Raw genomic sequence first — 17791 nt, forward strand, 5'->3', positions numbered from 1 at the left:
GCCTAAAGCTGGACGACGAGGTGTTGGCCCGAGCGATATTGGCCAGCCGCTTTCCTGCTTCAGCGCGGGGCGCGCCAACCTGATTTCCGCGCCACTTGTTCATCCTTGGGGTCGAGCGCGGGACCAATGGCCATATCCTGCGCCTGTTGCATGATCGTCGCCACGCTCCCCGCCTGCCGGTATTCGTTGGCTTCGTGCGAGGCGGCGCCTACGCTTTCGATCTTCCATCCGCGGTCATCATGACACGCAATTCCGCTGGCGCCGGGGGAGCTGTAGGCCCGGCAGAATCGGCCATCGCGCGATTGGAAGCTCAGCAGCACCCGCTGGGAAGCGCCAGCATCCTGTTCCGCCACCAACTGCCGGTCGAGCATTCCGGCAAGTTGGGGCTGCGCATACCCTTCGGGAAGCGCAGCGGGCCTCAGCAGAACCACCAGAGCGGTCGATGCGGCCAGCGCCGGGGCGGCCACCCACGTCCAGCGGCGCTTGCGTATGGCCCGGACGCTGGCCAGATCGACGACGGTATCGTCCTTCGGGTGCAAGAGACGAAGGTGCGCTGCGCTGACCTCTTCTTCCAGCACCGGCGCGAAGTGGGCGGACAGACGGGCGCGCAAGGCCCGATGCGCTGCGACTTGCGCCTGAAGCGCGGGGGACTGCGCAACCGCATCTTCGACCTGCGCAGCTTGCTCGCCTTCGAGCTGCCCGTCGGCAAAGGCGGCGATCTGTTCGGGTGTTGGCGTCATGCCGCTTCTCCCAATCGGGCGAGCAGCGCATCGCGCCCGCGCACCAGCCGCGAATTCAGCGTGCCCACCGGGCACCCCACGATTTCCGCCGCTTCCTTGTAGGAATAGCCTTCGACCATGACGAGGATCACCGCTTCGCGCTGTTCGTCGGGCAGGGTGGCCAGAGCGCGATCGACATCGCCCAGCATCACGCCGGCCTCCTGCCCGCCATCGCTGCCGATGTCACTGCCGAGTTCCTCGGCGATGAAGGTCTGGCCTCGCCGGGTTCTGGCCCGCACTTCGTCTATCCACATATTCCGCATCATCCGGTAGATCCAGCTGTCGAGCCGGGTGCCGTCCTGCCATCGTGTGCGATTGCGCAAGGCCCGCTCGATCGTCGCCTGGCACAAGTCGTCCGCTTCCGAGCGATCGCGCGACAGGCCTGCCGCAAAGCGCCTGAGGCGCGGCAGCAGATCGAGCAGGGCACTGGCAAACGGGTCTGACAGGGGCATCGGCCTTTCTGCTGGATGCAACGGATGGGGTCGTCCGTTTCATCCATGGGCAATACGATTTATGAGAACAGCCACCAATGCACAAACGCTTGATCCCTGTCGGAGCGCTACTTGCGCTGGTTTGCCCCCCGCTCGCGGCGCAAGTCGCCGTGCCGGGGCTGCGTGACACCGTGGGAACGGTGGCCCGACTGGCCACCGATGCAATCGATCCCGCGATCGATACAGTGGCTGATCTGCCCGATCGCGCACAGAGCCTTGCCCAGCGGCGGATCGAGCGGCTTAGCCGTCTCGTCCGGCAGCAGCGGGCGTTGGTGGACATGGACCGCGACGGCCAGCCCGCTCGCAAGGGGGTGCTGCTGATCTCCGATCCGCCCGCCGACCTAGCGCAACGCCTCGAAGGCTCCGGCTTCCGCGAAATCGGGCGTGAACGACTGGCGGACATCGATGTGGAGGTCGTGCAGGTTGCGGTTCCGCCGGGCATGGGGCTGTCGCGCGCGCAGGATATGTTGCGCGATCGACTGCCGGGTGTCGAGGTGGGGGCGGACAACCTGCTGTTTCCCGGCGGCTCCGTCAGTACAGACAGGCGCGCCGGCGCGCGACCTGTCACCGCCTACGGAACAATCGCCGGCCCTGTTGGGGTGATCGATGGTGGGGCGGCGGGCGCAGTCGAGGCGCAACGCGGCTTTGCCACCGGCGCGCCGGTCGCAGGCAACCATGGCAGTGCCGTCGTATCACTGTTGCACGGCGCAGGCGTTCGGCGCGTGCTTGTCGCGGACGTCTATGGGTCCGATCCCGCAGGCGGAAATGCGCTGGCCATCGCGCGGGCGTTCGACTGGCTGGTGGGGCAGGGGGTGCGGGTCGTCAGCATCAGCCTGGTCGGGCCGGCCAATCCGCTGCTGGCGCGCGCTATTGCTGGCGCGCAGCGGCGCGGAACGACCATCGTGGCGCCGGTCGGCAACGATGGCCCTGCGGCGCCTCCCGCCTATCCGGCCTCGTTTCCGGGGGTCCTCGCCGTAACGGGCGTTGACGGGCGCAACCGCCCATTGATCGAGGCAGGCCGGGCGTTGCATCTCGATTATGCTGCACCCGCGGCGGATATGCGCGCGCTCGACATGCGGGGGCGCCGCGTTCCGGTGCGCGGCACATCTTTCGCCGTGCCTCTGGTGGCCGCACGCACCGCGGCGGCGGGACACGCCAACGTACGCGATGCGCTTGACCGGGAGGCGGTCGATCTTGGACCACGCGGCCCTGACGCCACCTATGGTCGAGGCCTGATTTGCGGCCCATGTCGGGGCTGATGAAAAAAATCGCGTGACGATGAATTAAGCGGGCGTCGGCATCCGTTTCCCCTGTCGAAGGACGCACAGGATGCGCCTCCCATGCGACGAAAGGAATTTGCGATGCGTACCATTCTTGCAGCCTCTGCGGCGATGCTGATCGTGGTGACTCCGGCTCATGCGCAACTGCTCGGCGGCGGTGGACTGGGGGGCGGTCTTGGCGGCAGCCTCGGTGGAAGCCTTGGCGGGACGCTGGGGGGCACGCTCAATGGTGGTACGCTCGGCTCGACCATGGATTCGGTGGACGGCGCCGCATCGGGCGCTGCGCGCGGATCGGGTTCGGCGAGCGCCCACAAGTCGGTCGATCGCAAGAGCGGCAAGGTCCACGCCGATGGCAACGCGGACGGTTCGCTCACCGGCGCGGCGACGGGCAATCTCGCCAGCGCCACCGGCCCGCTCACTGCGGCCACGGGTACCAATGGCAGCGGGAGCGCCGCGGGCCACGGCTCGGCGCAGGCCAACGGGCAGTTGATCGGGACCGATGCGCTTCACGCAGCGGCAGGGTCGGCGGCTAGTTCCGCGCGCGCAGCGGGCACTGGCGCAGGCAATGCGGCCTTCTCCGGCGCGCGAACGGCGACCGGATCGGTGGCCGGCAACGCCAGCGGCGCGGGTAGTACAGCCGGCTCCGCCATGGGCGGTGCGGCGGGCAACCTTGCCCTTGCCGGCAGCGTGGCCTCGTCGGCTGAAGGGGCGGTTTCGGTGAGCAAGGGCATGAGCGTCCTTTCGCCGGACGCCTCCACCCAGCTTGGCACCGTCCGCAAGGTCGTCACCGATGCGCGTGGCGAGGTGAAGGCGCTGGTGGTCAATGTGCAGGGCGAGACTGCAACGCTGCCCGCAGCCAACTTCACGGCGAGCGGCAATGCGTTAGTGTCCGCCATGGGGGCGAGCCAGATCAAGCAGGCTAGCAGCACCCCGTCGGCTCCGGCCAAGGCCCAGACCGCCAGCAAGTCGACCCGTGCCAACAAGGAAAACACGCGCCAGCAGTAATACGTCCATCAAACGGGCCGTGATTTTCCTTGCCGGAAATCACGGCCGCCTTTTTGTGGGCGTCGATGCAATCTGCCCCGCGGACATTGGTTCAATCCTTCCGCGCCAACCGGTAGATCGGCTCGGTGCCATAAGACTTGGCAAGGGCGATCCGGCCGACATAGTGGCAGGCGAAGCGATCCGGGGCCGCCATCGCCACCGCTGCGGCCATCGGTTCGGTGACCCAGACCTGTCCGGGGGGCGTGACCGGCTCGACACGGGCCGCGCGGCTGATCTGATTCCAGAAAACTGAATCGCTGGCGCCCGAGTTTTTCACCGTAATCTCCTCTGGCTGGAGTCGTGTTGCCTGACGTGACGTCAATCATACCGAGTTGACAGCGGCAGCTTTTTTGAGCCTCCATTCTTTGAGATGCCAACTGCGTTCGCGGCGACTTTTGCCCGCTCATACAATAAGCGGTGCAGCCGCGTGCCTTTTGCAACGGTCGGTCGGTTGGTCTGCTCGGCCACGCCTTGCCGGCGAGATGATTGCCAAGGCGGCGCGGCGGGTATCCTTGGGAATGCGACCAGGACGCGCTTTACGCTTCGCGAAACCGTCGCTGGTGCATTCAGAGAGGTTGGATTGGACCGCGCTTGCGGCTGCGTCACCGGGCAGGACTCGTGCCATCACATGGTTTGCAGGCGTGCGCGGCGTCGGCATCCGTCACTACCAGAGTGGTCGCAAGGTCTACGTCGTGCAGACCGGCATGAGGGGTGGACGCGCACCGTGACCATCGAGGCTGGGCAGGTGCTGACGTATCACAAGGCCATTACGGTTGGTCGCCGCGCCCTGGTCCATGCCCAGTTTGGACATGGCTCCACCGAGGTGCACCAGCCTGCAAGCACCGCGTCTCGTATCGACGACTTTACCGCCGAATTGCGAACGGCGCGCTCCCGATTGAGAGACTTCGACGCTGGAGGCAATGACGGGCTATCGGCGCTCGCACGTCGACGCTGCATTTCCAGACGCATGCGTCAATACATTGGACGAGCCTGAAACTGCCTATGGTTTGCCGCGCTGACCGGCAGGTTAGTTCCAGCGGCCGCCAACCGCTGCTTTGAGATTCTGCGTGCTGCGCTGAACAAGGCTGAGGCTTGGGGCTATCGACCCGACAACACAAATCCGTGCTGGTCCATCCGGCAAAGCAGGCGTGTGCATCGCAAGCGCTTCTTGTCGGACGATGAACTGGCGCGTTTGGCCTCGTCCTCATTCCCGCCGTGCTTGGCCTAGGCGGGCTTTTTGTTGCGCATATTCCGCAAGGCTGGTCCCACAAGGGGCAGCGCGTGGCTGGACTGGCGCTGAGCGTTGCGCTGATGGTCCTCGCCCGCAGCGGATATAGGCTTCATTATGCAGGTGACGAAGGAATCCGGACCTACGCCAGCGTGTCGCACTGGCTGGTTGGACTTGCGATGCCCGTCATATTTACCTGGCATTACGTGAGCGGCTTGAGGATGCGCCGCCGAGTCAGGACGAAGCCTTCAGCGCCGACAGCCGTTGACGGTGAGGTGATGGGCCCGCTGATCCAGACACCGTTTCTGTAATGGACAGACAACTGGACGCCTCCCAAAATTGAGAGCATCCAGCCGCCAAAAGCGCTCGCGTCCACAGCTATGGTGCGCTCGGCGGAACGTCGGCGCATGCCTTCCAAACGGTAAGAAATTATTCTTGGAACGCCTGCACGTCGCCCGGCTTGCGCAGCATTTTGTTGACCTCATCGAGGTGTAATTCCTCAAGCATGATCATCTCTCGCGCGTACTCTTCCAGCAGCACGGATCGGTCGCCCGATGCTTTGAGAAGCTCGTAGTAAAGGCCCAAAGTCATCCTCTCGTGCTCGAGGCTCTCGCGCAGGATGTCGCCTATGTCGTGCCGGGCGGTTTCCAGAAGCGGGCCGATCTGCAGTGACGGGTGCCCGCCCAACAGCGTCACCAGTTCGCCGGCCTTTCGTGCATGCGCCAGGCCTTCCGCAGCGTTGCCTTCCAGCCACGAGACGATCGGGATGCGGTTATATCCGTACACCATCAACGAATAGTGGGTGTAGCGGACGACGCCGGCCAACTCGGCCTCCATGATCCGGTTCAGAACTCCAATGGCGGACTTCTTGTCGTCTTCGGTCATGACAGTCTCTCCTGCATTTGCCGAGGCAATGCCATACTCGCATCACGGCCCTGGCGATGGCAACCGCAATGGCAATTTTACGCAATTTTTCCGACGAACGCCATCGTCTTCCAGAGTGCCATGAAGTGTCGGGCTGAACTGGAAGTGCCCGCCACGATCAAAACTTGCGACTGGTTGGTTCGCGAAGTCGTGCATGGCGGGCACTGGCTGCGGCATGTGTATCAGGTCTAGGAGCGGGTGCCAGTCCCGAGCCGTGTCACAGTTCGAAGCGCACCGTTCCCATGACCGTACGCGGCGCGCCGGGCAGGTTGAGGTTGGGCGACGTGCCGTGTCCCGACACGATGTAGCGGCGGTCGAACAAATTGTAGGCGTTGACTTGCAGCCGCGCATTGCCGAGCCTGACCCAGGCCAGCGCATCGACGGTGACATAAGCCGGCAAAGTCACTGTGTTGCCGGGGTTCGCAAACCTGTCACCCACGTAGTTGCCGCCAAGGCCGAGCCCGTAGCGATCCTCGAACGTCTTGGTGACGAACAGGTTGGCGCTGTGCCGCGGAGTGATCGTGGCGCGCTTGCCCTGGACCGGCTGGCCGTCGTCGATGGCGATCGAGCGGATCACCCTGGCATCGAGATACGAATATCCCGCCACCGCCCGCCAGCCGGACGCCAGGTCGAGATTGGCTGACAATTCGACGCCGCGCGTGCGCTGGGTTCCGATCGGGATCAGCGTTGTGGTCCCCGGCACCGCCGACTTGATCCCGGTGCGCTCCAGCTCGAATAAGGAAACCGTCGTGTTCAGCCTTCCGCCGAGGAAAGTGTACTTGGCGCCGACTTCCTTGTTCGACGTCCGTTCGGGCTCGATCCCGGCATTGTTGACGGCCAGCGCGAAGCCTTCGCCGGAGGGCTGGAAGGAGCGGCTCCACGAGGCATAGTAGCTCTGCGTCGCATCGGGCTGGAAGACCAGGCCCGCGCGCGGGCTCCATTCGCTATCCTTGCGCGCAAGGTTGGGTAGCGCAAGATGCTGGATCGTGCGCTGTTCGAACCAGTCATGGCGAATACCCACCAGGGCCTTGATGCCCGAGCCAAAGTCGATCAGATCCTGCGCATAAAGCCCTTCGTTCCGGAAACGGCCTTCGTTGTCGGTCGCAGGATTGCCGCCAAGATCCACCGGCACGACAGGCAGTACCGGCGCGAACAGGTCGACCGTCGCAAAACCATTGCGCGAATAGAGCAATTGCCGCTTGGTCTGGCGGCCGATCTCGAAACCGTAAAGCACCGTGTGGCGAATGCCACTGGTGGCGAAGATGTGGGTCAGTTCGAGCTGGTTTGACCAGCCATCTTCGTTGCGGAAGAAGTTGGAACGGTTGAGCGAGGCCAGCGGGCGGGGCCGGGTATCGCTGACCGGGAGCACCGCGCCAGTCAGGGTGTTGCGGCGATCGAGGTCATAGTTGTAGCGGCGAAAGCCGTTGCGCAGGGTCAGGTCGTCCGAGAAATGATGGACGATGCTGATCGCCTGGGAGGAAACCTTTGACCGGCTGGTGTCGGCATCGCGGGCGTTCGCCGCTCCATAGTAGGTTCCCGGTGCCACATCCACCGGTCGGCCTTGGTAGGCGGGAATACCGAAATCAGTGATGCGCTTGTCGCGCAGATAATCGGCCTGGAATAAAATTTCGGTTTGCGGGCCGGGACGCAGCAGCAGTGACGGCGCAATCCCTTCGCGGTCGAGGAACTGGTACTGCCGGAAGCTGCCGCTGCGCTCGAGCGCGCCGGTAAGCCGCAAGGCGACCTTTCCGTCATCGAAGACCTGGCCGAAATCGAACTCGCCGCGCTTGGTTTCCCAAGAGCCTGCGGTGAGCGTCAGCGCCGAAACGTTCTCGCCCGGCTTGCGGGTGACCCGGTTGATAAGGCCGCCTGACGAACCTCGCCCATAGAGTACAGCCGCCGGCCCCTTGATCACCTCGATCCGCTCGACGTTGGAAAGGTCGCGGAAGTAGAGCGCGTCATCGCGGAATCCGTCAACGAATTGGTCGGAAATCGCGCTGAAGCCGCGGATTGTCACCTGGTCGCGCTGGCCATCGCCGTGGCTGAGGCCAACACCCGGCACGTTCTTCAGCGCATCCTGGATCGACAACGCGCGCTGATCCCGCAATATCTCCTCCGGCACGACATCTACTGTCTGCGGAATGTCACGGAGTTCGGCCGGGATTTTGATCGCTGCCGTGGCGGCTGGCGCATAACCTGCCTCGCGCGCGCCGGTGACCACAATGCCGCGGCCACGTCCCTCGCTATCAGCGGCACTGCTTTCGGCTTCGTTCGCGTGAGCGCCCGCGCTCAAAGCGCAAGCCAAGGCAATGGCGGCGGTGGAAGATGGCATTCTGATGTGCATGACGGTCCCTCCTGATATCAGGGCCATTAACGAGAATGCGAGTGACTCGCAATAGCGTTTTATTTTTCCTGGAATGGGTTAAAATGGGTCATCTGGGAGGAACAATGCATGGCGTCGACAGCATTTCGAGAAGGCGGTAAGGCAAAGGTCATTTTGAGCCGCGTGCACCTGTGGCTGGGTCTCACCCTCGGCTTGTTGTGGGCGCTGCAAGGGTTCACCGGCGCGATCCTGGTGTTTCATCGCGAACTGGACCGAAGCGCCTTACCGTCTCCTCAGCGCTCCAAGCCACTTTCGCTGGACGTACTGCTTGGGACCGCGCGCTTGCCAGTTGCGATGCGTGCCGACAGCATCGGACGTGTTGATCAGGACCCGTCGATATTCATTATCAATTATACCGACCTTGACGGACGCAAGCGGGGCCATCTCATCGACACCGCGACAGGGGCCAAGCTTGGTGAACGTGACTGGCGACCGCCTTCTCCATTTGAAGGCAGTGCGACGCGGTGGCTTTATGATTTGCACCATCGCTTGTTGCTGGGTGAAATGGGCGGACTCTTGCTTGGTGCATCCGGCCTGTTTCTGCTGGCCAGCGCATTGAGTGGCCTGTGGCTGGCATGGCCGCGCCGCAACGCCTGGCGCGCCATCCTCGGCATCCGTCGGTGGCATTCGCGTGCCCAGCGCCTTTTTGGCTGGCATCGACTGACCGGGCTATGCGCCGCTGCGGCCCTTGTGCTCCTCGCAATTACGGGGGCGACGATGGACTTCGGCAAACAGTTGCGCAGTTTCAGCGAGAGCCATTTGCCATATCGGTCTCCCTTTGCTCTGCAGTCTGGTCCACCGCAGCAACGTATTGTAACTGCCGATCAAGCACTGGCGGCCGCTCAGGCCACGCTTCCGCGCGCCGCCTTCGTCTCGCTCACCCTGCCGAGCCCTGCACTGCCCGCATATCAAGTCAGGCTTCGTCAGCCTGGGGAATGGCGGATCTGGTCAGGCACGAGCATGGTCACAGTCGATCCGGTGGATGGCCGGGTACTGGACGTTTACGATGCCGAAAAGGCACCGCTGACCAATCGCCTGCTTGAGAGCGCCTTTGCCTTCCACAGCGGTGAGGCAGCCGGGTTGGCGGGGCGGATTGCCGTACTCCTTGCCGGATTGGCGCTACCCGTGATGTACACGACCGGAGTATGGATTTGGTTTCGCAGGCATCGGCGCAGGCGAGTACAGGGGGGCGGGCCAATTATTCCAAGATAATGCGCGTGGGCGGTCCGTCCAATCCTATTGACCCGCAGAAAACCATTTGCTTACCGCTGTTTTAGCTTAGCCAGCAGCCGCCTTCATTTCGCATCATGTTTCCGTTCCTCCAGTCGATGTTCGCGCGGGTGCTCGAGACCCGGACGGTGGTGAAGCCGTTCCTGCTGTCAAGGCGTCATCCAATATTGGTGGGTTTTAGCGCGCCGTGCGTTTAGCCAGTCATGCGCGTCGTCGTGCTGATCATCAGGGCCATCATCAAGATCACCGTTCGCATCGTGCCTGCCTTGATATCACTGCAAGCTCGGTCGTCCTCGTGGTCGGAACGGTTCACCAATTGGGATTCTGATGCCTGACAAAGCAGTGTAGATGTGGTATCGTTTGTTATTACGAGCGGGATGGACGGTGCTTCTCACCATGGAGGTGCAGGATGGCATACTGGAATCTCAAGGGCCGCGAACTGGTGAACTGCAACTGCGATTTCGGCTGCAACTGCCAGTTCGGTGGGTTGCCCGACAAGGGGCATTGCCAGGCGGTATTCGGGATGGCGATAGATGTCGGCAGGCACGGTGACACCGATCTTTCGGGGCTGAACATCGCAGCTGTGTTCCGCTGGCCGGGGCCAATTCACGAAGGGCACGGGGAATGTGCCGCATTCGTCGATGAACGGGCCAGCGCCCAACAGCGCAACGCTTTGCTGACCATCATGACTGGAGGCGACACGGACCCCTTTGCGACGGTTTTCGCAGTGTTCGCATCGACAATCGAGACGATGCACGAACCTCGTTTCCAGCCGATCGCCTTCGACGTGGACGTAGAAGCGCGCCGCGGTCGTCTACGCATTGCCGATCACGTGGAAATGCGCGGCGAACCGATCCGCAGCCCGGTGGATGGCAAGGAAATCCGTGCGCAGATACGGCTGCCGGAAGGCTTTGAGTACGAGGTGGCGGAAGTGGGATCTGGCACCAGTCGGTCGTTCGCCCCGATGAAGCTGGACCATGCGCAAAGCTATGGGCAGTTTGCCAATATTCATCTCGACAGCCATGGTGTTGTCCGGTCCTGATCCGCAACGGTGGCGTCGTGCGCTAGCCCGGCCCGCGCGGGTAAGTGCGGCCCTGCTGGTCCTGCTTTGCGTCATGGTATGGGTTTGGGTGCTGTCGGGGGCCGGAACCGGCATGGCGATTTCCGGCAGTCTGTGGCCGCGCGATGCCACCCCGTCTGCAATGGATGCGATGCGAATGGACGTGGCGCCGCTGCGCTGCGTAATCCTGTTTGCGATGTGGTGGGTGATGATGGCTGCGATGATGCTTCCAGCGGCCACGCCCACCATCCTTTTGTTTGATCGCGTGGCGACGCATGCCCCCGGTCGCGGAAAGAACGAATGGCCGGAAACCGGCCTTTTCCTTGTGGGTTACCTGCTGTTGTGGGGCGCTTTTTCTCTGGCAATTGCCGTGTTGCAATCCTTCCTCGCGCGGAAAGGCTTGATCGAACCAGGGACAATGGCGCTGACCAGTTCCCGGACGGCCGGAAGCCTTCTTTTCTGTGCCGGTATCTACCAGCTTTCGCCAGCGAAGAACGCATGCCTTCGCCGGTGCCGCAATCCGGCCGAATTCTTGAGCCGGTACTACCGTCCCAGGCGCATGGGGGCGTTGCGGATGGGGATGATGCACGGCGCTATCTGCGTGGGCTGTTGCTGGTTGCTGATGGCGCTACTGTTCGTGGGCGGGGTCATGAATGTATTGTGGATCGCCCTTTTGAGCGTGCTTGTCGCTTTTGAAAGAGTGAGCCGGTTTGGAAACAGCATCGCCGTTTTCGTTGGCGTTTGCATGATAGGGCTGTCGGTATTGGTCTGGGCGGGGGCTATTTCATCCTGAGATTCAGTCCCGCAGCCACGAACTGGACCTCTCCCACCGCGGCTGCAACCACCTGGTTGACTCTGCCGGCTTCGTCGCGAAACCGGCGCGCGAGGGCGTTTTCGGGGACGATGCCAAGGCCGACTTCGTTGCTGACGAGAACGACGTTACCTCTGGCACAGGCGATCGCCTTCGTCAGGTCGGTGGTGGCCGCCGGGATGTCGCGATCGGACAGCAGCAGGTTGGTGACCCACAAGGTCAGGCAGTCGACCAGCACCACCGCGTCTGGCGCATTGTGCGCGCGAATTGCCTCTGCCAGCGCAAGCGGCGCTTCCACGGTTGACCAGGCGGGGCCGCGATCCTGCTGGTGCAGGCGTATGCGGTCGCGCATTTCGTCGTCCCACGCCTGAGCGGTGGCAATGTAAACCGGCGAAAGGCCGGTGGCTTCGGCACGGTGCTGCGCATAGCGGCTCTTGCCCGAACGGGCGCCGCCCAGAACGAACAGGCTAGGCATCGCCATCTCCCTGCGCGAGCGCCAGCAGGGCCTCGACGTCGAGGTGGGTTTCGAGATCGTCGGCAATCGAATCGAGCGCGGCGTCCACCGCGGCGGCGTGGTCGACACCATCGGACTGGACGCCGAGCGCGGCGAGCAGTGCCGTGCGCAAGGGCGTGCTGGCCAGCGCACGGTGGACATAGCTGCCCATGACCTGTCCATTGGGGCTGATGGCGCCATCTGGGCGGTTGCCGTCGAGCACGGCGAAGGGACGCTGGCATCCCGCACCGATAGTTTCGCCCATGTGCATCTCGAAGCCTTCGAACGGCTGGTCCAACGCCGTCCCCCGCACGCGCCGCAACGCCTTGTGCGGGGTAAGCACGGTTTCGACATCGAGCAGGCCCAGCCCGTCGATTTCCGCTAGCGGGCCTTCGATGCCATGCGGATCGCGGATGCGGCGACCCAGCATCTGATAGCCGCCGCAGATGCCGAGTACGCGTCCCCCGCGCCGGTGATGGGCGAGGATGTCGATGTCCCATCCCTGTTCGCGCAGTGCGACCATGTCCGCGATGGTCGCCTTCGAGCCTGGCAGCACGATCAGCGCGCAATCGGCGGGGATGGGATGGCCGGGCGGTACCATGACGACCGTGACCCCGCTTTCGGCCTTCAGGGGATCGAGATCGTCGAAATTGGCGATGCGCGGCAGGATCGGGCAGGCAATCTTCAGCGTGCCCATGCCATCGCGCGTATGGCGTTCGAGCACGACGGCATCTTCGCTGGGCAGGCGCGCGCTGGCGGCGAGCCACGGAACCACGCCATAGCCGCGCCAGCCCGAAAGTTCCTCGATCTGGCGATAGCCGTCCGTGAACAGCGCGGGATCGCCCCGAAACTTGTTGATGATGAAGCCCCGGATCATCGCTGCATCGGCAGGATCGATCACGGTGCGGGTGCCGACCACCGCCGCGATCACCCCGCCACGGTCGATATCGCCCACCAGCACCACCGGCACGCCTGCCGCGCGCGCAAAGCCCATGTTGGCGATATCGCCTGCGCGCAGGTTGATCTCGGCCGGGGATCCTGCGCCTTCGACGACCACAAGATCGCATTGCGAGCGCAGGCGTTGCCAGCTTTCCAGCACATCGGGCAGGAGCGCGGCGCGCGCGGTGCGGAAATTCCCGCCGCCCATCGTTCCGCGCACTCGCCCATGCACCACGAGTTGCGAGGTGTGGTCTGCCTGCGGCTTGAGCAGGACGGGATTCATGTCCGTATGCGGCTCAACCCGGCAGGCCATGGCCTGCAAGGCCTGCGCTCGCCCGATCTCTCCGCCGTCGACCGTGACGGCAGCATTGTTCGACATGTTCTGCGGCTTGAACGGGCGCACGGAAAGACCGCGATTGGCAAACGCGCGGCACAGCCCGGCGACCAGCACCGATTTGCCGACATCGGACCCGGTACCTTGCAGCATCAGTGCGCCCATCACCATCCTCTCCATGCAAACGCGGTAGCCGTTACGCCCAGCAGGAGGCAGGCGCGAACGTAGATTACGAGCGCGCGGCGGATATCCGCCGCCGTCGCGTCGGGCGGGCCTTCGCCGATCCACGGCTTCGCATGGGCCACTCCATCGTAGACGACCGGTCCAGCCAGCCGCACGTGCAGGGCGCCGGCCATGGCCGCTTCGGTCCAGCCAGCGTTGGGCGAGGAATGACGGCCATGATCGCGCCACATCGTCGACCATCCGCCGCGTCCTGCAAGGCAGAGGATCACGGCGCCGATCCGCGCGGGCAACAGGTTCGCCAGGTCGTCGGTGCGTGCGGCGGCCCAACCGAAGGCGCGCCAGCGCTCCTCGCGATGGCCAATCAGGCTGTCGGCGGTGTTGATCGCCTTGTAGGCCCAAATCCCCGGCACGCCGCCCGCGACCAGCCAGAACAGCGGTGCGGCAATCCCGTCGCAAAAGCTTTCGGCAAGGCTTTCGATCGCGGCCCGCGCCACGCCCGCTGCATCGAGTTCGGCGGTATCACGCCCGACGATCATGGCAACGGCCCGGCGGGCCGCGAGAAGGTCGCCTGCCTCAAGGGCCACGACCACCGGGCGGACATGATCGAACAAGCTGCGCTGCGCCAGCGCGGGCCAGGCGAGCACGGCCTCGGCGATCCATGCAAACGACCCGAAAATCTTGAGCAAAAGCGCCTGTACCGCGAGCGCCATCCCGACCGGAATGGCGATGAGGATCACCACCGTCAGCACCCCGAGCAATCGCCGTAGCGGCGGGGGCAACGCCGAGCGGTTCCAGACGCGCTCGCAACTCTGGATGATCCGGGCAAAACCGCCGACCGGGTGACCCAGCCGTCGATAGAGCCGATCAGGCCAGCCAATCGCCGCATCGAGGGCAAGGGCAAGAAGAACGACAGCTTCAGCCATCAGGCAGGGCGGAGATGAAGCGGGCAAGTCCCTCTTCGCTGCCCGGCAGCCCCACCCGCAACCACTGGGGTTGGTGGGCAAAGGGGCGGGTGAGAATGGCCCGCCGGGCCAGATGGTCGAACAGGGCCGCGCCATCGGCACATTCGATCAGGCGGAACAGCGGGCAGGCGCCGATCACGCGATAGCCGCGCCTATGCAGTGCTGCGTCCAGTCGCGCTGCATCGGCCTCCAGCCTGCGGCGCATCATGGCCGTCCACGCATGATCGCCGTAAGCAGCCGTGCCGATCGCGATGGCGGCGGCGGAGACGGGCCAAGCTCCCAGCCGCCTGCGCAGGTCGTCGATGATCTGGCGCGGCCCGATCACGAAGCCGAGCCGCACGCCGGCCAGCCCGAAGAACTTGCCGAACGAGCGGAAGACGATCAGGCGCCGCTCGTCGCTGACCCGGTCGGCGACGGTGTGGTTGGGGTGGCAATCGGCAAAGGCTTCATCCAGCACGAGCCAGCCGCTTGCGCCGCGCCGTGCCAGCAGATCGTCGATTTGGTCACGGCTGAGCAGACGCCCATCGGGGTTGTTCGGGTTGGCGAGGATCAGCGTTGCGCCGTCTGCCTGATCGAGCGTGTCGATAGCGATGGGCCAGCTGCCTGCCACCATCTCGGTATGCGTGCGATAGGTGGGGGTGACGTGGCAGGCGCGGCCATTAAGCAGTTCGCCTGCAAGGCGCAGGCCCACTTCGGTTCCCGGGACGGCGCAGACGCTGCCTGCATCGCAGCCGAAGTGGGCGGCCGCCGCGCGTTCCAGCGCCGCCACGTCGTCTTCGCCCGGCAGCGCGCGCCAATCGACGGGCACGGCGTTGGCGTGCGGCCAGGCGTGCGGGTTGATGCCGGTGGAAAGGTCCAGCCAATCCTCCCCACCGAAGTGCTGCCGGGCCGCATCGATGCCGCCGCCATGCCATGTCCAACGGGGTGATGTCACAGCGCTGCCTCCACGCAAAGGCCCAGCAACAGCGCGGTTTCGATCAGTTCGATTCCCGCGCCATGGCCGTCCCCGGAAATGCCGCCGATACGCCGGGCGATCCAGCGGCCCCACTGTACGATGACAGGAACGGTGGCCAGCAGGGCCGGGTGGAACCACGCGGTTGCCAGCAACGCGAGCGTCCAGAAGGCAAGGTCTGCCGGGCGGATGGCCCCAGCAAAGCGTGCCCCAAGCCCCTGATGCAACGGAGCGATCCAGCGGGTCCAGAACAACGGGGCGATGCGTGCGGCGAAAGGCACCAGCACGACCGCAGCGATCTGGCGTTGGTCGATCAGCGCGTGCAGCAGCACCAGCTTGGCCAGCAATTGCAGCGTGATGGCGGTCACGCCGAAGCTGCCCACATGGGGATCGGCCAGCACGGCACGGAGCCGCTCGCGATCCTTGTGCGCGGCACCGCTGGCATCGGCCATGTCGCCCAGCCCGTCCAGGTGCAGCGCGCCTGTGACCAGCACCCATGCCGCAAGCGCGGCCAGCGCGCCGGTCCAGCTGTCGACATGCGCCCCGGCCCATCCCGCCGCGGCAACAATCCCGCCGACGATCAACCCGACCACCGGGAACCACCGCATCGATGCGCCGAACGCGTCGTTCGAGACAGACACTGACGGCGCGGGCAGGCGGGTAAGGAACTGCACCGCGATGCAAAGGCCCTTCATGGCCACAGCCCCACGATCTGCGCAGTGCGCGGCGTGCCCGGCCACAGGCGCAGGCTGACGACGCAGGTATAGGGCAGGTCGAATGCCCAGAGATGGCGCTGCTCGAAGCCGAACAGGCAAGCCAGCGCCGCGCGGATAGCGCCGCCGTGCGTGACGACCAGCGTATCGCCCGCGATACTGCCGAGCGCGGCATCGACGCGGGCGACCAGCGAGGACCAGCGTTCGCCGCCCGGTGGCGGATCGGCTTCGGGATCGTTCCAGAATCTGGCGAGCGCTGTGCTGTCCACGTGCGCCGGGTTCAGCCCGTCCCAGGCCCCGAAATGCAGCTCGCGCCAGCGTGGATCGCGCGTGACCGGCAAGCCGCGCGAACCGGCGATCCCGTCCGCCGTTACCGCGCAGCGTTGCAGGTCGGACGCGATCACGGTGCCGAAGGAGAGGTCGGCGACTTGCTGCACGCAGGCCGCAATACCGGCCGGGGTGCTGGGCATATCGGTACGGCCCAGCAGGAGTCCGGGCGTTTCAGGGGCGCCATGCCGCATCAGGTGGAGGTGAAACGCGCTCACAGGCTGTCGGCCACGCCCGCTTCGGCAAAGGTGGCCATCTGCGCGTGCGTGGCAAGCGCTGCGCGGATCACCGACACGGCGAGCGCTGCGCCGCTGCCTTCGCCGAGCCGCATCCCAAGGCTCAGCAAGGGAGACAGGCCAAGGTGGCGAAGCAGGCGGACATGGCCGGGTTCGGCCGAGCAATGCCCGGCAAGGCAATGATCGGTGATCGCCGGAACCTTGGCGGCCAGCGGCGCAATCGCCGCACAGGTGATGAAGCCATCAAGCACCACGGGGATGCGCAACTGGCGCGCCTTCAGCACCGCACCTGCAATGGCCGCGATCTCCCGCCCGCCAAGCCTGCGCAGCGTTTCGAACGGCGAGGCAGGCGCGGAATCATGCAGGGCAAGCGCCTGTCCGATCACGGCAACCTTTCGGGCAATGCCGGCACTGTCGACACCCGTGCCGGGGCCGACCCATTCGGCCACGCTGCCGCCAAAGCTGCGGGCGGAAAGCGCCGCGGCGGCCGTGGTATTGCCGATGCCCATTTCCCCCATGGTGACGATATGGAGATCGGGCGTCACGACGCTCGCCCCCGCCGACAGTGCGGCAAGGCATTCGTCCTCGTCCATCGCGGGGGCAGTGGTGAAATCGGCGGTGGGGCGATCAAGGTCGAGCGCGACGATCCTGAGATCCAGCCCGGCTGCGCCAGCCAGCGCGTTGATCGCCGCGCCGCCCGCCTCGAAATTGGCGACCATGGCCGCAGTCACGCTGGCGGGAAAGGCGCTGACGCCGTGGGCCACGAAGCCATGATTGCCGGCAAAGATCGCGGTGCGACCACGTTCGATCACCGGGCGGGCCGTGCCCTGCCAGCCGGCCATGAACACGGCGATGTCTTCCAGCCGCCCCAGCGATCCCGGTGGCTTGGTCAACTGGCCCTGCCGGGCGCGGGCGGCCGCAATGGCGTTCGCATCTGGGGAGGGCAGACTGGCCAGAGCGGCCTCGAATGCGGCGGGGGAGGCAAACCCGATCATTGCGCCACAAACCCTGCGGGCGGGGTGCGGCAGATGAAGTGGCCCTTCACGCCCTTTGGCCATTCCTTGAACGGCACGCGACCGTGTTCACTGGCCGCATGGAGCAGGGCATAGTCGAGCAGGGCAGTGGCGGCCTCCTCGTCCGGGGTGAAGCGGCCGAGCACATACCCGAGTTTGCCCGGAGCGCGGACGTGGACCGAGCAGAACTCGGTGCAGGAAAACAGGCACGGCATTTCCTGCACTGCGATGCCGGCATAGCGCGGATCGCCTTGCTGCACGGCGCGCAGTGCGGCGACCAGCAGGGCACCGCCGCGCTGACCGTCCACGCCGTTCTGGGCATCCTTGGAATGGCGGCAGGTGTTGCAGGCCACGATGGCCGGGCCATCATCGGCGGGGATCAGCATCGCATTGCGCTCCTTCGGGCAAG

19 protein-coding genes are annotated in these 17791 nt (G+C 65.0%); 6 read left to right on the forward strand and 13 right to left on the reverse strand.

Annotated features, from left to right (window positions below):
- Nucleotides 1–59 precede the first annotated feature (59 nt).
- A complete protein-coding gene (locus IM701_RS21345) occupies nucleotides 60–740 on the reverse strand; it encodes a hypothetical protein (protein WP_193829190.1) in 681 nt (226 codons plus the stop codon).
- Nucleotides 737–1231, reverse strand: coding sequence for an RNA polymerase sigma factor (locus IM701_RS21350; RefSeq protein WP_193829191.1), 495 nt, complete (start codon nucleotides 1229–1231; stop codon nucleotides 737–739). The genes IM701_RS21345 and IM701_RS21350 overlap by 4 nt, the downstream gene beginning before the upstream one ends.
- Before the next feature lie 77 nt (nucleotides 1232–1308).
- Here IM701_RS21350 and IM701_RS21355 point away from each other — a divergent pair, with 77 nt between their 5' ends.
- Nucleotides 1309–2529 (forward strand): S8 family serine peptidase, encoded by a 1221-nt coding sequence (locus tag IM701_RS21355; protein WP_193829192.1) that lies wholly within the window; start codon nucleotides 1309–1311, stop codon nucleotides 2527–2529.
- 102 nt (nucleotides 2530–2631) lie between these two features.
- Nucleotides 2632–3555: a hypothetical protein gene (locus tag IM701_RS21360; protein WP_193829193.1), complete on the forward strand. Its 924-nt coding sequence runs from the start codon at nucleotides 2632–2634 to the stop codon at nucleotides 3553–3555.
- A gap of 91 nt (nucleotides 3556–3646) precedes the next feature.
- Here the strand turns inward: IM701_RS21360 and IM701_RS21365 are convergent, their stop codons facing one another.
- Nucleotides 3647–3871: a hypothetical protein gene (locus IM701_RS21365; protein WP_193829194.1), complete on the reverse strand. Its 225-nt coding sequence runs from the start codon at nucleotides 3869–3871 to the stop codon at nucleotides 3647–3649.
- A gap of 447 nt (nucleotides 3872–4318) precedes the next feature.
- Between IM701_RS21365 and IM701_RS21370 the strand changes: the two genes are divergently transcribed.
- Complete coding sequence (locus tag IM701_RS21370; RefSeq protein WP_193829195.1) at nucleotides 4319–4588, forward strand: hypothetical protein; 270 nt, start codon at nucleotides 4319–4321, stop codon at nucleotides 4586–4588.
- Between the two features lie 663 nt (nucleotides 4589–5251).
- On the opposite strand, the gene IM701_RS21375 is transcribed toward IM701_RS21370, so the two are convergent.
- Nucleotides 5252–5707: a bacterioferritin gene (locus IM701_RS21375; protein WP_193829196.1), complete on the reverse strand. Its 456-nt coding sequence runs from the start codon at nucleotides 5705–5707 to the stop codon at nucleotides 5252–5254.
- Between the two features lie 256 nt (nucleotides 5708–5963).
- The gene (locus IM701_RS21380) at nucleotides 5964–8090 is read right to left on the reverse strand and encodes a TonB-dependent siderophore receptor (protein ID WP_193829197.1); all 2127 of its coding nucleotides are present in this window, start codon (nucleotides 8088–8090) and stop codon (nucleotides 5964–5966) included.
- 108 nt (nucleotides 8091–8198) lie between these two features.
- On the opposite strand from IM701_RS21380, the gene IM701_RS21385 reads away from it, so the two are divergent.
- The 3 genes from IM701_RS21385 to IM701_RS21395 all read left to right on the forward strand — a co-directional run bounded on the left by IM701_RS21385 (nucleotide 8199) and on the right by IM701_RS21395 (nucleotide 11212).
- Nucleotides 8199–9341, forward strand: a complete 1143-nt coding sequence (locus IM701_RS21385) for a PepSY domain-containing protein (protein ID WP_193829198.1) — start codon at nucleotides 8199–8201, stop codon at nucleotides 9339–9341.
- Nucleotides 9342–9768: 427 nt separating this feature from the next.
- Nucleotides 9769–10401 (forward strand): DUF1326 domain-containing protein, encoded by a 633-nt coding sequence (locus IM701_RS21390; protein WP_193829199.1) that lies wholly within the window; start codon nucleotides 9769–9771, stop codon nucleotides 10399–10401.
- Between the two features lie 112 nt (nucleotides 10402–10513).
- Nucleotides 10514–11212: a DUF2182 domain-containing protein gene (locus IM701_RS21395; RefSeq protein WP_230487986.1), complete on the forward strand. Its 699-nt coding sequence runs from the start codon at nucleotides 10514–10516 to the stop codon at nucleotides 11210–11212.
- Here the strand turns inward: IM701_RS21395 and cobU are convergent.
- The 8 genes from cobU to IM701_RS21435 are packed head-to-tail and all read right to left on the reverse strand — an operon-like array spanning nucleotide 11199 to nucleotide 17768.
- A complete protein-coding gene (gene cobU, locus IM701_RS21400) occupies nucleotides 11199–11705 on the reverse strand; it encodes a bifunctional adenosylcobinamide kinase/adenosylcobinamide-phosphate guanylyltransferase (protein WP_264424787.1) in 507 nt (168 codons plus the stop codon). The two genes, IM701_RS21395 and cobU, sit on opposite strands and share 14 nt — an antisense overlap.
- Nucleotides 11698–13161, reverse strand: coding sequence for a cobyric acid synthase (locus IM701_RS21405; RefSeq protein ID WP_193829201.1), 1464 nt, complete (start codon nucleotides 13159–13161; stop codon nucleotides 11698–11700). Before IM701_RS21405 ends, cobU begins: the two co-directional genes overlap by 8 nt.
- A complete protein-coding gene (cbiB, locus tag IM701_RS21410) occupies nucleotides 13161–14102 on the reverse strand; it encodes an adenosylcobinamide-phosphate synthase CbiB (RefSeq protein ID WP_193829202.1) in 942 nt (313 codons plus the stop codon). Before cbiB ends, IM701_RS21405 begins: the two co-directional genes overlap by 1 nt.
- Complete coding sequence (cobD, locus tag IM701_RS21415) at nucleotides 14095–15075, reverse strand: threonine-phosphate decarboxylase CobD (RefSeq protein ID WP_193829203.1); 981 nt, start codon at nucleotides 15073–15075, stop codon at nucleotides 14095–14097. The genes cbiB and cobD overlap by 8 nt, the downstream gene beginning before the upstream one ends.
- A complete protein-coding gene (cobS, locus tag IM701_RS21420) occupies nucleotides 15072–15788 on the reverse strand; it encodes an adenosylcobinamide-GDP ribazoletransferase (protein ID WP_193829204.1) in 717 nt (238 codons plus the stop codon). The genes cobD and cobS overlap by 4 nt, the downstream gene beginning before the upstream one ends.
- Nucleotides 15785–16351 carry a histidine phosphatase family protein gene (locus IM701_RS21425; protein ID WP_193829205.1) on the reverse strand — a complete coding sequence of 189 codons (567 nt, stop codon included), beginning with the start codon at nucleotides 16349–16351 and terminating at the stop codon, nucleotides 15785–15787. Before IM701_RS21425 ends, cobS begins: the two co-directional genes overlap by 4 nt.
- A complete protein-coding gene (gene cobT, locus IM701_RS21430; protein ID WP_193829206.1) occupies nucleotides 16348–17364 on the reverse strand; it encodes a nicotinate-nucleotide--dimethylbenzimidazole phosphoribosyltransferase in 1017 nt (338 codons plus the stop codon). Before cobT ends, IM701_RS21425 begins: the two co-directional genes overlap by 4 nt.
- Nucleotides 17361–17768, reverse strand: a complete 408-nt coding sequence (locus tag IM701_RS21435) for a DUF1636 domain-containing protein (protein WP_193829207.1) — start codon at nucleotides 17766–17768, stop codon at nucleotides 17361–17363. Before IM701_RS21435 ends, cobT begins: the two co-directional genes overlap by 4 nt.
- Nucleotides 17769–17791 lie beyond the last annotated feature (23 nt).

Source organism: Novosphingobium sp. ES2-1, from assembly GCF_015169775.1.
GTDB lineage: Bacteria > Pseudomonadota > Alphaproteobacteria > Sphingomonadales > Sphingomonadaceae > Novosphingobium > Novosphingobium subterraneum.